This is a genomic window from Kordiimonas sp. (genome assembly GCF_965216265.1).
Classification (GTDB): domain Bacteria; phylum Pseudomonadota; class Alphaproteobacteria; order Sphingomonadales; family Kordiimonadaceae; genus Kordiimonas.
In genome coordinates this window covers 2,363,250-2,377,613 of the sequence record NZ_OZ244153.1, presented here as the reverse complement: position 1 = coordinate 2,377,613, position 14,364 = coordinate 2,363,250, and the positions used below count along the sequence as shown (strand labels likewise).

The 14,364-nt window shown below is 56.4% G+C and carries 8 protein-coding genes; 2 read left to right on the top strand and 6 right to left on the bottom strand.

Features of this window, described 5'->3' with window-relative positions; all coding sequences use genetic code 11:
• The first annotated feature begins 39 nt into the window (after positions 1 to 39).
• Positions 40 to 1,224: a glycosyltransferase family 61 protein gene (locus tag ACOOGA_RS10935; protein ID WP_417459542.1), complete on the top strand. Its 1,185-nt coding sequence runs from the start codon at positions 40 to 42 to the stop codon at positions 1,222 to 1,224.
• Positions 1,225 to 1,239: 15 nt separating this feature from the next.
• On the opposite strand, the gene ACOOGA_RS10930 is transcribed toward ACOOGA_RS10935, so the two are convergent.
• From ACOOGA_RS10930 to ACOOGA_RS10905, 6 genes are all read right to left on the bottom strand, one after another.
• A complete protein-coding gene (locus tag ACOOGA_RS10930; protein WP_417459541.1) occupies positions 1,240 to 2,625 on the bottom strand; it encodes a YjiH family protein in 1,386 nt (461 codons plus the stop codon).
• Positions 2,626 to 2,768: 143 nt separating this feature from the next.
• On the bottom strand, positions 2,769 to 3,329 hold the full coding sequence (locus ACOOGA_RS10925; protein ID WP_417459540.1) for a GNAT family N-acetyltransferase: 561 nt from the start codon (positions 3,327 to 3,329) through the stop codon (positions 2,769 to 2,771).
• Positions 3,330 to 3,367: 38 nt separating this feature from the next.
• Positions 3,368 to 3,718, bottom strand: coding sequence for a hypothetical protein (locus ACOOGA_RS10920; protein WP_417459539.1), 351 nt, complete (start codon positions 3,716 to 3,718; stop codon positions 3,368 to 3,370).
• Between the two features lie 106 nt (positions 3,719 to 3,824).
• Entirely contained in the window at positions 3,825 to 4,472 is a 648-nt protein-coding gene (locus ACOOGA_RS10915; protein ID WP_417459538.1) for a phage tail protein, read from the bottom strand.
• Positions 4,473 to 4,492: 20 nt separating this feature from the next.
• Positions 4,493 to 4,936, bottom strand: a complete 444-nt coding sequence (locus tag ACOOGA_RS10910; protein WP_417459537.1) for a DUF6916 family protein — start codon at positions 4,934 to 4,936, stop codon at positions 4,493 to 4,495.
• Positions 4,937 to 4,981: 45 nt separating this feature from the next.
• Entirely contained in the window at positions 4,982 to 5,611 is a 630-nt protein-coding gene (locus ACOOGA_RS10905; RefSeq protein ID WP_417459536.1) for a phage tail protein, read from the bottom strand.
• Between the two features lie 552 nt (positions 5,612 to 6,163).
• Between ACOOGA_RS10905 and ACOOGA_RS10900 the strand changes: the two genes are divergently transcribed.
• Entirely contained in the window at positions 6,164 to 14,338 is an 8,175-nt protein-coding gene (locus ACOOGA_RS10900) for a VCBS domain-containing protein (RefSeq protein ID WP_420428704.1), read from the top strand.
• Positions 14,339 to 14,364 lie beyond the last annotated feature (26 nt).

The following is a 14,364-nucleotide window of genomic DNA, read 5'->3' as shown; positions in this document are numbered from 1 at the left end:
AAAGACCATGTTTTCTTTCGCTCATAAAGGCCTGACGCCATGACAGAGCTGCGCTTTCGCCCCATCAAAGCGGCACCAAGCGCGGAATTCGACGTGCTGTGCGCGGGCATTGGCGCGCGGTATCGCCCCTATGAGCGCGGGTTTGAGGCGCCGCAGGATGTGGCCGTGCGCACCCGCGACAGCCTTGCGCTTTTCCATAATGACGTAACCCAAAAGTGGCTTGAACGGTATTTTCGCTTTCAGTCGTCTGGCACGACAAGGCTTGGTGTGCTGGAAATGCGCGACGCGCTTGTGCATGACGACTGGGGGCTGGTGCTTTCAAACCAAACGGTGGCGGGGGAGCAGATCGCGCTTTCCAGCCTGCACGGTTTTGGCTGGGAGGAAAACCACCTCAGCTATATGGCGAAAAACGGGTATCTGGCAGCGCTGAAAGACGGGGCTTACCGGCTTGATGATGACCGGCTGGAGCGACGCACCATCAAGGGCCGCGCGGCGCTTCTGGCCTTCCCCGGTGTGCATACCTATGGCCACTGGATCGTGGATGTGGCCGCACGGCTGGAGCTGCTTGTTGCCACGGAAGACATGGCCGCCATTGATGCCTTTTTATTGCCCACACCGGCGCCGTGGATGCTCCCGTTCCTTGCAGCTTACGGGGTGCCCATTGAAAAGATCCTCCCGCTTGAGAAAACCACGGTGCTTGATGTTAACCACCTGATTTTGCCCACAACGCTTTCCCAGCATGAGGGCGGTGTGGTGCCGGTGGGTTTTGCCTGCCGTATTTTCGGGCGCCTCAGCAGCATCAGCCGCGAATGGGGCCGTACCCCGCCCCGCGGGAAAGTGGCGCCTCGTGTCCCCATCATGCTGATAGAGCATACGGCCATGACATCCCGCACGGGCCGCGAGCTTGCGAATGCAGACGCGCTCCGCACCCTTGTGCAAAAACTTGGGGGGGAGGTGGTGAACCCGCTCAAGATATCGCTATCCGCCCTGTTGATGCGGCTGAGGCATACCGAGCTTGCCATTGGGCTCGATTCCTCGGCCCTGCATAACCTTGCGATGGCCCCCAGCAACCTTGTGGTGATCCAGACTGAACAGCGCTTCAATATGCTGCACCCCTCCATTCAGGAGGCTACAGCCAAACGTGTGGGCTTCATACAGGCTGAACAACGGGCAGACGGCTGGCATGTGGACATACCAGCCCTTGAAGCCTTGATCACACGCTAGTTCTGCCCTTATTCCCTATCCGTAAACCAGCATAGCCCCGATGGTAAGCACCGGAACGACGATAATGGTGCGCAGGATAAACACCTGCGTGAGCTGAAGCACGGTAACCGGCAGGCCGGAACGCAGGATCACGAGGCCCGTTTCGGTCATGAACACAAGCTGGCAAAGTGACAGCCCGGCAAGCAGGAACTTCACCGGCTGGCTTGTGATATCGCCCGCAATGATCGCAGGGATAAACTGGTCCAGATAGCCAAAGATGATGCCTGCCGCCACGCGGGACGGCTGCTCGATATCCAGCATTTCAAGCCCGAAGGCGATGGGCATGCTGATCCAGTCAGCGAGGGGTGAATGGAAGGCGATGATGGCCGTAAGGGTCGCGAGCCCCATCACCGGGCCAAGCACACCAAAAAGCTGCTCCACCACCATACGAGTGGCCGTAGCGGCCTGCGTGCGAACGGGTGGTACGTTTGCGGCGGCTTCCAGCGCGTTATCAATGCTGCGCAGAAAAATCGGCACGTCGCTTTGCGGGCGCCTAAAGGGGGCGGTGCCGTCCAGATGCACATCCGGCAGGCGGCTGAGCGGTGGCAGACGGCTTGTGATAACCGCGCATACGACGCAGGCCACGATCGCCGTGAGATACCAGGCGAAAAACTCGCCACCAATGCCGCTAACCTCTGCGATCACCAGCGCGAACGGCAAGGAAACGACCGAGAAATTGGTCGCGATCGTTACCGCTTCGCGGGCGGTGTATTTATTACGGCTATACTGCTGGGCCGTTACCAGCACACCCACATTGTTGGCGGAGACAAAAGACGCCATCGCATCCACCGCAGACCGGCCCGGCAGGCGGAAAAACCGGCGAAAGGCCGGTGCCACAAAGGTGCCGAAAAACTCCATCGCGCCAAAATCTGTGAGCAGCGGCATGACATAACACGCGGGCAGCATCACAATCGCAAACACAACGCCCACTTCGTTGAAAAGCGCGATGCCCGTGTCGCTGAGCCGGACAATCTCTGGCCCCACTTCAAAAAGCACCATGATGCCGATGGCTGCGCCCACGAGGCGAAGGAAAAGCCACGCCCATGTGCAGGTGGCCGCCGCATAAAGATAGGGCCGCTTTTCTTTCCAGTCAGGCTTCATGAGCATGTAATAGCTGCCGAGAAGCGCGGAAATCACCGTAATCGCGACCACACCCGCAAGCAGGGCTTCGCCGAAGAAAGACTGCATCCAGCTGGTATAAAGGCCAAAAATAACGGTGACATTGCCGTCTACCCTGACAGGCATCAGAAACAGCGCCATGCCAAAAAGGGAGGGGATCAAAAACCTGCAAATCGCAGAAAGCGACCTGTCCGGTGTTTTATCCGCGCCCGCAGCTACCTCGGTTTCAGCCGAATGCCCCATCGTGATGTTCCCCTACCATGTTCCCCTACCGCCGGGCCGCACTCATGGTGCGGCCTGCTTTTATAACGGCTCAGCTATATCTGCTATTCGCAAAGATGAAAAGCCTTGGAGCTATTAACGGGGCGGGCGCGCTGGCCTGAGGGTCAGACCGTTCCCTGCACGGCAGACCGGGGGGCGATATCCTTGAGGCCATGCATCTCGTCTGCGGTCGGGAACCAGCTCATGCGGGCAAAAACTTCATCCGACATGGACTGATCCTCAACAAAGCCATATTTTTTTAGGAATTTACCCATGGCGAAATCATCGCGGCGGTTGGGCACCAACAGCGGCTTCTTTGTGGTTGCCGCCGCTTTCATCAGCCACAAGAGGATCGAGGAACCAAACCCCTTACCCTGTGCCTTCTTGATAAAGTCGAGATCGACAAGCCGCATCTCCACCGGCTGGACATCGAGCGTGAGCCGACCGATGCGTGAACCGTTCTTCTCCAGCACCAGATAAATCGCGTTGGGGAACTGTGCGCCATAGCCACCCTGCTGGGCTTCAAGCTGCATCTCGATCACGGTCTCAATATAGTCCTTTTCAGCATTGGCCATGCGCAGGTCGTCGCGGTTGTCCCGGTACATTTTTGCCAGGAAATCCTTGTCAGCCTTACCGGCCGGACGGGCGGTGATGCCGTGTGGCAGGTTAACCGTTCCTTCAATCATGCTTTGCCTCCGTAATCTCTGTATATCTGTTGGCGGGGTTAGTTAAAAATGACCTGATAGTAAGCCCCTTCCGGCATGTTCATAGGCCTGAGCATGCGGTGAATAAGCAAGCCGTCTACCGAGCCGTCTTCAAGCCCCTGAATGCTACCGTGGAACTCAACCGCCTGCTGCATCAGGTGGCCCTCGTCCACATCGGCCCGGAACACCAGCAAAAACGGTGTGCGGGTGCTGTCTGGCCCTGCAGAATCTGGCTTTTCCTTGCATTCCATCAGCTGTACCGGCATCGCCAGGTCACCGGCAACAAAACTGAAGGCGGTGTCCACACCGCCGCTAAAAAGCTGCGATGTCAGGTCACCGACCGGAAGAGCGGTTGCTGCGTTATCGATCATGATTGTCTCCCACACTATTTTCTACTCCTGCCCGCCTCTCCGCAAAACAGACGGCGCGGGTTGGGCGCCGCGCACACGCGGCACCCGGTGTCTTTTTTCGCCTTGCCTAACTGCGTGAAGGATAGAGGCCTTCCATGCAGATGTTATAGTTCACCGCCTGGCTCGGCTGTACCAAAATGACCGCCGACGTCGGCACGGGCGTTGGCTCGATGCTCAGCCCGTTGTTGTCAAAGCCGCCACTCCCGGCCACAAAAACGCCACTGATGGCTACCTTGGACGTCACATCAGCTGGCGCCAGAAACAGGTTGTTCTGGACAGTGCCTAAGGCATTGCCGGGCCCTGCGATATAATCGCCGTCATCCGGCACTGGCTTCTGGCCACCGCTGCTGGAAGCAACGCGCACCGTAACAGGGGCGCTTGTGTGAATATCCGAAGAGCCACCGCCGGTGTAGGTGATGGAATGCTTGTGCGAGGGCATATATTGGGAAGCGAGGACTTCCTTATACTGGCCGGGGGTGTCCCCCATCTCCCGCGGCGTGAGCCCCGGTCCGGCGCCTTGCCCCATGGGCGCACGGCCCCGAAGGTCCGGCAAGCCAAACGAGCTCCGGCAATCTCCGCCAAAACGGCAGCCAATCAGCGAGAAGAGCGCGTCAAATTGATTGATGGCTAGCAAAGCACCGCCGCAATAGCCCCAGCTTTCTGGCACGAAGTTGAAACCAAGCGCCTTGATGACACCTATATATTGATCAAACATGATAAATCTCCTGCCGCCCGTTAACCGAAGTTGATTTCATAAAGCACAACCGCTTCCGGCTGGGCTGCGTGTGCGACATCATCACCAGCGCTTTCGGCCGTTTTTTTCTTGGCTTTCGCTGGCGCCTTCTTCTTGGCGGCTGCAGCCTTCTGGGCCTGTTCGGTGTTGAAATCCTCCGTTTCAGGATTGTCGGACCTGTTGTCCACAAAAACGCCCTCAAGAAGCCCGATCTTCTCGAAGCTCACGGCGTAACAACCATCCCTGGCCTGGTGCCCTTTGGGGCCGCTCAGGATGACAGTGAAAGGCTTCTTGCGGCACTCCCCGGGCCGGTCATCATCCTTACCGACCTTGATTTCAAGAACCTCCTCGACCTTCAGGGTCACGTCGGGGCCGTCCATGATGGTCAGCACCGCATTTGTCCCCACGATATCCTTGAAATTCTTTGATGTTACCTTGTCCAGCATGGCTTCCTCCTTTTTGTAAGGGCTGGAAAAACTCAGTCCCAGAAGTTAGCTGCGCTGCGGGAACTGGCCCTGCATACAGATACAGAAGTTGACCACGTTGCTGGGTTGAACAATCGGAAACGGATAGTTCTGGCCACTGCTCAGGATAGCGAAAGCGTTCGGATCAAAGCCACCGCCGCCCGCAACAGTAACTCCGCCAATGGCCGCAGTGCTTGTCACGTCGGCTGGGTCGAGGAACAGGTTGTTCTGGACTGTACCAAGGGCATTCCCCGGGCCCGCGATATAGTCACCTTCATCCGGTACCGGTTTCTTGCCACCACTGTTGGAGGCCACCTCTACCTCAACCACCATGCCGCCACCGCCGCCACCCGAATAGGTGTGCGCGTGGGTGTGTGAGGGCAGGTGGGTGGTGTTGAGCACCACTTCTTCAGCGCCCGGCCTTTGGCCCATGATGTATGGTGGCAGGCCCGGACCCGACCCAAATCCCATCGGGATACGGCCACGCATATCCGGCAGGCCGAAGGTAACGCGGCCATCGCCACCGAACTGCGTGCCCAGAAGTGAGAAAAGAGCACTGTTCTGGCTGATCGCAATCAAGCCGCCTGAACAAGAACCGAAGTAACGTGGAACGAAACTGAAACCAAGTGCCTCGATGACTCCTAAATAGCCTTCCATAGGTATTCCCCCCCTCGAGATTAAAATAAGGTATAGCAACTGATAGTAGCAATATTCAATGTTAAGAGACCAAACGAGTCAATTTATATTTGTAATTTATCAGGGAATTTTGGGCATTATTACATACATAAATTGTATTTAGGGGTCTTTAGTCATCGCAGGATTTTCATTTAGATCAAATAACTCAATATCTTAGGGTGAAACCCCTGACCTCCTATGCAGGGCCGCCTTCATAAGATGTTAACAAAAAGTTAATACAGCGCGATACGAGTTAATTTCTTGTTAATTATTTAGATGCCGCGTCGCGCTGATTTTAATAATGGGCTTTTGTTTTCCAATTTTCTTTAAATGGATAAAATTACGCTATAATTTTATCATAGTTACTTGTTTTTAATATTTCCCTGCACAATACTCATGACAAGCGTCATTCTGGTTTCATATGTTGCTCAAGATTAGCGATATAGTTGCGTGAGTATCGCTAATTGGTGGAATATCTGACTTGAAACCACCGAATAAACCTAATGCGTGTTTTAATGTGTAAGGGCCATTCAAATGAAATTCGATTCCAATTTTGTTAATAAAGGCATGCAACGCCAAGAGGTTGAACCCAAGGCGACCCACGCCACAAACAGCGGTCACTCTTCCAACCTCCCAAGTGATGCTATCCCCGATATGAGCCTAGACACACGCCACGCCCTGACGACGGGGCGAAACCTTTTGATTATAGACGCATCGGTTAAAGATGCGGACATTCTGCTTGAAGGTCTTGCCCCTGACACCCACGTGATACGGGCGGAAGCCGGTAGGCTAGCAGATGTAGCCCAAAGCCTTGAGACATTGACGCCCAACAGCACGCTCCATATCCTGACCCACGGTGAACCCGGTGCCTTCACATTAGGCGGTGAACGCATCGACACCGCGTACCTTCGTGCCGACAACGCCTTTTCCGCCACCCTCACACACATCACCGGCGCTGGGGCAAAAATCGCGCTCTGGGCGTGTTCGGTTGCCAAGGGCGCTGTGGGAACAGCCTTCCTCGATACGCTTCAGGCGCTGACCGGCACAACCGTCTATGCCTCGTTGCAGCCCATTGGGTCCCGGGTCCGTGGCGGCTCGTGGGATATTGGTGCAAAAGCCCCGTTCACGGGTGTGGCGATGGCGTCCTACCCGCACACGTTGCCCACTTTCGATTTTGATACAGATTTGACGCTTGGAACTGCAAACGGTTCAGATTCAATCGCTGATAATCAGGCACAGGAAACTGTTGATGGCGTCACAGTTACAGTAGAGTTTACCGGGGCAAATATTGCCAGCTCCATATATAACGTTCAAGGTTTAACGGGCCAAACGCTCCATGCCCCCGGTGGCGGCGGTGGTGACCCAGTCAGCCAAATCACCGTTACCTTTGATACAGCAGTTAACGTAACTGAATTTATTTTCGGCGACGCCTCTGCTAGTGCCTCTGGAACATTTACCTATACCCCCGTAGGAGGGTCGGGTGCCTCCGTTATTAATGTGCCCTTTGGCTCTTTTGATAATTCCGTGACCGATGTCGTCAACCCAGCGGACTGGACTGATATAACAGGGTTTACGATTACGGTGAGCGATAGTGGCTTTGACGCTGCTATAGATAATATTGTTTTTTCTGTTCCAACCGACACGACACCAACCCTTTCCCTCACCCCGGCGAACACCAGCTTCACCGAAGAAGGCTCAGCCATCACGCTTTTTAGTGGCGTTACGGCAAGTACGGAAGACACCAGCCAGGATTTCACCGGCTTTACGCTGGAGGTCACCAACGTTTCAGATGGCTCGAACGAAATTTTGAACATTGACGGCACGGCGATTGATCTTTCAACCACTACCGGATCTGCCACCACAGCGTCAAACAGCTACAGCTATTCGGTCAGTTTCAGCGGCGGCACCTCGACCGTAACGTTCAGCAGCCTGAGCTTGGATGACAGCGCCTTCGGGACCTTGATCGGCAGCATGTCCTACCAGAACAACAGCGATGCCCCCACAGAAGCAGCCCGCAGCTTTGATATCACCAACATCACCGACGCAGGGGCCAGCGACAACAGCACCGACCCGAGCACCTCACCAGCCAGCGTCAGCGTAACTGCTGTAAACGACGCGCCGGTGCTTGATAATTCAGGCGCACCAACACTGACAGCCATCAATGAAGACGCAGGCGATGACGACGGCTCAGGTGCCGATGGCGACGATGACGCCACCAACAACGCCAACAACACGGGCACCAGCATTGCCGACCTCGTGACCGATGGTTCAATCACCGATGTGGACGGCAGCGCGGTTGAAGCCATTGCGGTTACCAACGTGGATAACACCAATGGTATTTGGGAATATTCAACCGACAACGGCTCAAACTGGACCAGTTTTTCAGGCACGACAGGCAGCTCGGTCGATATCTCCAGCGCAGCTCGATTGCTGGATGGTACGCTGTCCGGGGGCAGCACACAATTGATCCGCTTTGTGCCGGACGCCGACTATAATGGCACCGCCACCATCACCTACCGCGCATGGGATAAAAGCACTGACACTGCGGGCAATACGGCGGATACCTCAACAAACGGGGACACCACCGCTTTCTCAAGCGCGACTGAGCAAGCCACGATTACCATCAACGCCGTGAATGACGAGCCAACGCTCACGGCCACAGGGGAAGACCCCACCTTCACCGAAGATGGTGCGGCGGTTGACCTGTTCAGCAGTGTGGCGCTTTCCACCGTCGATGGTGACGGTGTTGCAAGCTACACCATCACCGTGACCAACGTGACTGACGGTGCGAATGAGATTATCAACGCGGATGGCAAAGCCTTCGCCCTGACGAACGGCACGTCAGATACCATAAACGGTGGGTTGATCACTGTGAACGTGGCGGTCAGCGATACCACAGCCACCATCACCTTCACTGATTCAAGCGGTTCACCGGCTGCAAGCCAGAACATTCTGGAAGGCCTGTCTTACGAGAACACAAGCGAGAACCCAACCGAAGGCGACCGCGTTGTAACGATCACAAGTCTCAGCGACAATGGTGGTACAGCAAACGGCGGGGACGATACGGCAACACTTTCCCTCAGTTCAACGGTGACAGTGGCAGCCGTTAATGATGACCCAGAGGCCACCGGCATACCAGATGACGTGACAGTGCTTGAAGACACGGAAAGCGCCGTTGATCTCTCAGGCGTTACCTTTGACGACCCGGACAGCGACATCATCACGGTTACACTGACGGCAAGCGGCGGTACCTTCAGCACACCGGCAGACGGCGCGAGCGTTGGCTCGGGTGTTACGGAAACACTGGTCAACAGCACAACAATTTCGCTGGTTGGCACAGCCGCTGACTTAAGCAGCTATCTCGATGACACTGACGCGATCCAATACACTGGTGCGGAAAACGTCAACGGAGACGACGCGGCGACCATAACCGTGACAGCCAACGACGATGATGGTTCAGGCGATGTCATACTAGACACTATCAACCTAGACATCACTGCCGTGAACGACGAGCCTGTCTTTACCGGGCTTGACGGCACACCATCCTTCACCGAGGACGGCGCGGCGGTTGTGCTTGACGGCAATGTCGCTTTGGCAGACGTGGAGCTTGACGCCCTCAATGGTGGCAACGGCTATTACAGCGGCGCAACGCTTACCATCGCACGAAACGGTGGCGCCAATGCAAACGACAGCTTCAGCTTCGACACGAGTGGCAACACGTTTGTCACCTCCGGCACGGCAAGCGCAGGTGCACTCAACACTTTTGGGGACGAGGACACCTTCGCCACCTACACGGTATCGGGCGGTACGCTCACGATTACGTTCACATCAGCCGCCACGGCAGCCACCACGTCGCTTGTCAACGACGTGCTCCAGCATATTCAGTATGAAAACACCAGCGATGACCCGGGCGACAGTGTGCAGCTTGACTGGTCCTTCAGCGACGGCACAGATACGGACACGGGCTCAACCACAGTTTCCATCACCAGTGTGAATGATGAGCCAACGCTCACGGCCACCGGCGGTAATCCGACCTTCACGGAAGGCGGCTCTGCTTCGGATGTGTTCAATACAGTTGCAGCGTCGACCGTTGAGGCTGGCCAAACTATCACCGGCCTGACCCTGACGGTTACCAATGTTTCCGACACAGAGAATGAAATACTGAATATTGATGGTACCGCAGTTACGCTGGATGATAGCCAAGAGGGCATGACAGCCACAAACAGCCTGACCTATTCGGTCAGCGTATCAGAAGGCACCGCAACCATTACCCTAAGCGGCGGCACGATGTCAGCGGCTGCAACACAGGTTCTTGTTGACGGCATCAGTTACGAGAATACGTCGGACAACCCCACCACCGGGGCTAACCGTGTCGTGACCATCACCTCAATGACCGACAGCGGCGGCACCGACAATGGTGGCGACGATACCGCAGCATTAGCTATCACATCGACCGTCTCGCTCACGGCCGTGAACAATGCGCCGGTTATCACCGGTGTCGATAGTGACAGCTCGGACGTGATTGTTGGCCCAAGTGCACAAAATGTATCGCTCTTCGACGATGCGACCGTCACGAATGTCGATTCTGCCGACTTTAATGGTGGTTTCCTGACCATTGCGCAGAACACGGGCACCACAAATGGCAGTTGGTCGGTAGACGGAACGACCATTACGTCTGGCGGCGACAGCACTGTCAGCGCAGGCGAAACTATTCAGGTATCAAGCGTTTCGGTCGGTACGGTTGATGTGACCGACGACGGTCAGGGCGGGAACGATTTTACCATTAACTTGAACGCCAATGCGACCTCAGCGCGCATCGAAACCTTGCTGCAAAACCTATACTTCAGCGGCCCTTCAGGCATTGACGCCCGCACCTTCACGTTAACGCTGAACGACGCCGACGGCACCGCAAACAGCGGGGATCAGGACACCACGGCGGACTTCACGATCAACGTAACGCCAAACCCGCCCGTTCTTGGCAACCTGGACGGTGACAGCTTTACCTTCACAGAAGGTGATGATGCCACAGACCTTGATGTAGACAGCGATGTAACGCTTACGGACGGCGATTCCACCGACTTCGACGGCGGCAATATCACGATTGATTTCCAGTCTGGCCAAACGGCCGATGACCGGCTGGTGCTTGATACCGGTACGGTAACGCTGTCTGCGGGTCAGACAGCGGGCTCAACCGTTACCGTCGACAGCGTCGTTATCGGCACGATCGAGGCAGGCTCCACCGGTGGCGCAAGCGAAGATCTTGTCATCACCCTCAACTCGAACGCGACGCCCGCCCGTGTGCAGGAACTGATTGGTGCCATCCAGTATGACAACGCGTCTGATGATGCACCAACCGACGGCAACCGCGTGATCCGTGTCACGGTGACAGACTCTGACACCAATGCGGCAACCGACAGTGCTGACATCACCGTGAATGTGGACCCGGTGAACGACACAGCCACATTTGACGGCGACCTCATCGGTACGATGAACGAAGACACCGACACGCTTGGCGGTGACCTTGATGTCACCGACCCCGATACAGGCGAGGCCCACGTTGGGGACGATACCATCAGCGGCATGTCTGTTGTGGGCACCTACGGCAACCTCGATATCGACGAAAGCGGTGCATGGACCTATGACCTTGATGAAAGCAACGCCGATGTTCAGGCACTAGCCGCGGGCGACACGCTTGGGGACACCCTCACCATCAACTCGGTTGACGGCACGGAACAAGACATCACCATCACCATCACTGGCGTGAACGATGCTGCCACCTTTGGTGGCGCACTTTCAGTCAGCGTCGATGAAAACGCCACCTATTCGATTGGTGACAATGCCACGGTCTCTGATGTGGACAATGGTGAGGGTACGTTCACGGCGGGCACGACCAATGGCACCTATGGTGACCTGACCATCAATGCGGGCGGTGAGTGGTCCTATAACCTCAATGAAACACTCGCGGGTGTGCAGAGCCTGGGCGCAGGTGATACCCTTGGTGATACGCTGACCGTCACCTCAGACGACGGTACGGAACAAGACATCGCCATCACCATCACCGGCGTGAACGATGCTGCCACCTTTGGCGGCACGCTCACGGGTAGCCTGAACGAAGACGTAGACACTGCAATCAGTGGCACCGCAGCCGTCAACGACGTGGACAATGGTGAAGGTACCTTCACAGCGGCCACCGTTAACGGCAGCTCTGGTGACCTGATCATCGCCGCCAACGGTGACTGGTCATATGACCTCAATGAAACACTCGCGGGTGTGCAGAGCCTGGGCGCAGGCGATACGCTGGGGGATACGCTGACCGTCACCTCAGACGACGGCACGGAACAAGACATCACCATCACCATCACTGGCGTGAACGATGCTGCCACCTTTGGTGGCGCACTTTCAGTCAGCGTCGATGAAAACGCCACCTATTCGATTGGTGACAATGCCACGGTCTCTGATGTGGACAATGGTGAGGGTACGTTCACGGCGGGCACGACCAATGGCACCTATGGTGACCTGACCATCAATGCGGGCGGTGAGTGGTCCTATAACCTCAATGAAACACTCGCGGGTGTGCAGAGCCTGGGCGCAGGTGATACCCTTGGTGATACGCTGACCGTCACCTCAGACGACGGTACGGAACAAGACATCGCCATCACCATCACCGGCGTGAACGATGCTGCCACCTTTGGCGGCACGCTCACGGGTAGCCTGAACGAAGACGTAGACACTGCAATCAGTGGCACCGCAGCCGTCAACGACGTGGACAATGGTGAAGGTACCTTCACAGCGGCCACCGTTAACGGCAGCTCTGGTGACCTGATCATCGCCGCCAACGGTGACTGGTCATATGACCTCAATGAAACACTCGCGGGTGTGCAGAGCCTGGGCGCAGGCGATACGCTGGGGGATACGCTGACCGTCACCTCAGACGACGGCACGGAACAAGACATCACCATCACCATCACTGGCGTGAACGATGCTGCCACCTTTGGTGGCGCACTTTCAGTCAGCGTCGATGAAAACGCCACCTATTCGATTGGTGACAATGCCACGGTCTCTGATGTGGACAATGGTGAGGGTACGTTCACGGCGGGCACGACCAATGGCACCTATGGTGACCTGACCATCAATGCGGGCGGTGAGTGGTCCTATAACCTCAATGAAACACTCGCGGGTGTGCAGAGCCTGGGCGCAGGTGATACCCTTGGTGATACCCTGACCGTCACCTCAGACGACGGCACGGAACAAGACATCTCCATCACCATCACTGGCGTGAACGATGCGCCAACAGCAGCCTCAAACTCAGTTGCGGTAAGCGAAGACACAACGCATGCGCTCACCAGTGCCAACTTCGGCTTTAGCGACGTAGACACGGGCGACAGCCTGACAAGCGTTCGCATCGACAGCCTTACTCTGGCAAGCGGAGACACGCTTAAGCTTTCAGGCACCGACGTCTCCGTCAACGATGTGATATCAGTCGGAGACATCACCTCTGGCAATCTGGTTTACACACCCGCGGCTGATGCTTTTGGTACCGCCCGGTCCAGCTTCACCTTCTCGGTTAATGACGGCACGACGTTTGCCGTGAGCCCTTCAACGCTCACCTTTAACGTTGCTGACGTTGCCGATGCGGCACCGCCAAGCAGCCCTATCCTCGGCAACCGGTCAGTGAAAGAAAACGTTGCAGGTGCTGTGGTAGGCACCGTTTCAACCACAGACCCGAACGGCGACAGCATCACGCTCACAGTCAACGATACCCGGTTCGAATTTGTTGGCACCACGCTGAAGCTGAAAGCTGGTGTCAGCCTGGACTTCGAGACAGAATCGACGGTGGACGTGAGTTTGCGCGCGACTGATTCGACCGGTCTCTCCACCATACGCATCGTCCGCTTGTCTGTTATCGACACTGACGAGCCGACAAATCAGAACGGTGGCGACACATCTGATACCCTTACCGGCGGCGGCAGTGGCGATACGCTGGACGGCGCAGGTGGTGACGATACGCTTGGCGGCGGCGGCGGTAACGACACCATGTTCGGCGGTGACGGTAATGACGTGCTGGACGGCGGCGATGATGACGACTCCCTGAGAGGCGATGCCGGTGATGATACCCTCGACGGCGGCACCGGTGATGACACACTAAGAGGCGGTGACGGTGCTGACACGCTTCAGGGCAATGACGGCAATGACCATCTTTGGGGCGGCAAGGCCGAAGTTGCAAACGACAGCCTGGCAGGTGGTGGTGGCAACGACCGTATGGGTGGTGGTCGCGGCAATGATGTGATGGAGGGCGGAGACGGTGACGATACGCTTTATGGCTTCATCGGCGACGACACTCTCCTTGGCGGCGATGGTAATGACCTGATCTTCAACGGCGAAGGCGACGATAGCGTTAACGCCGGAGCTGGAAATGACACCCTCTGGGCAGGGCCTGGAGACGATATTCTCACCGGCGGAAACGGCGCAGATATGTTCATCTTCGGTGAGGCCTCAGGCAATGACACCATCACAGATTTCAGCCTTGATGAAGACAGCCTCGATATCACGAGCCACGGCTTTGCATCCCTTTCTGATGTGCTGACGGCTGCCACAGAGGTCACTCAAAGCGGCTCGACCGGCGTACTGCTGGACCTCGGTGACGGTGAAAGCATCTTCATCATCGGGCTTTCGACAGTGGACCTCAACACCGCGCAGATTCTGATCTAGGTCAGAACCCAAATAAAACCACGGCT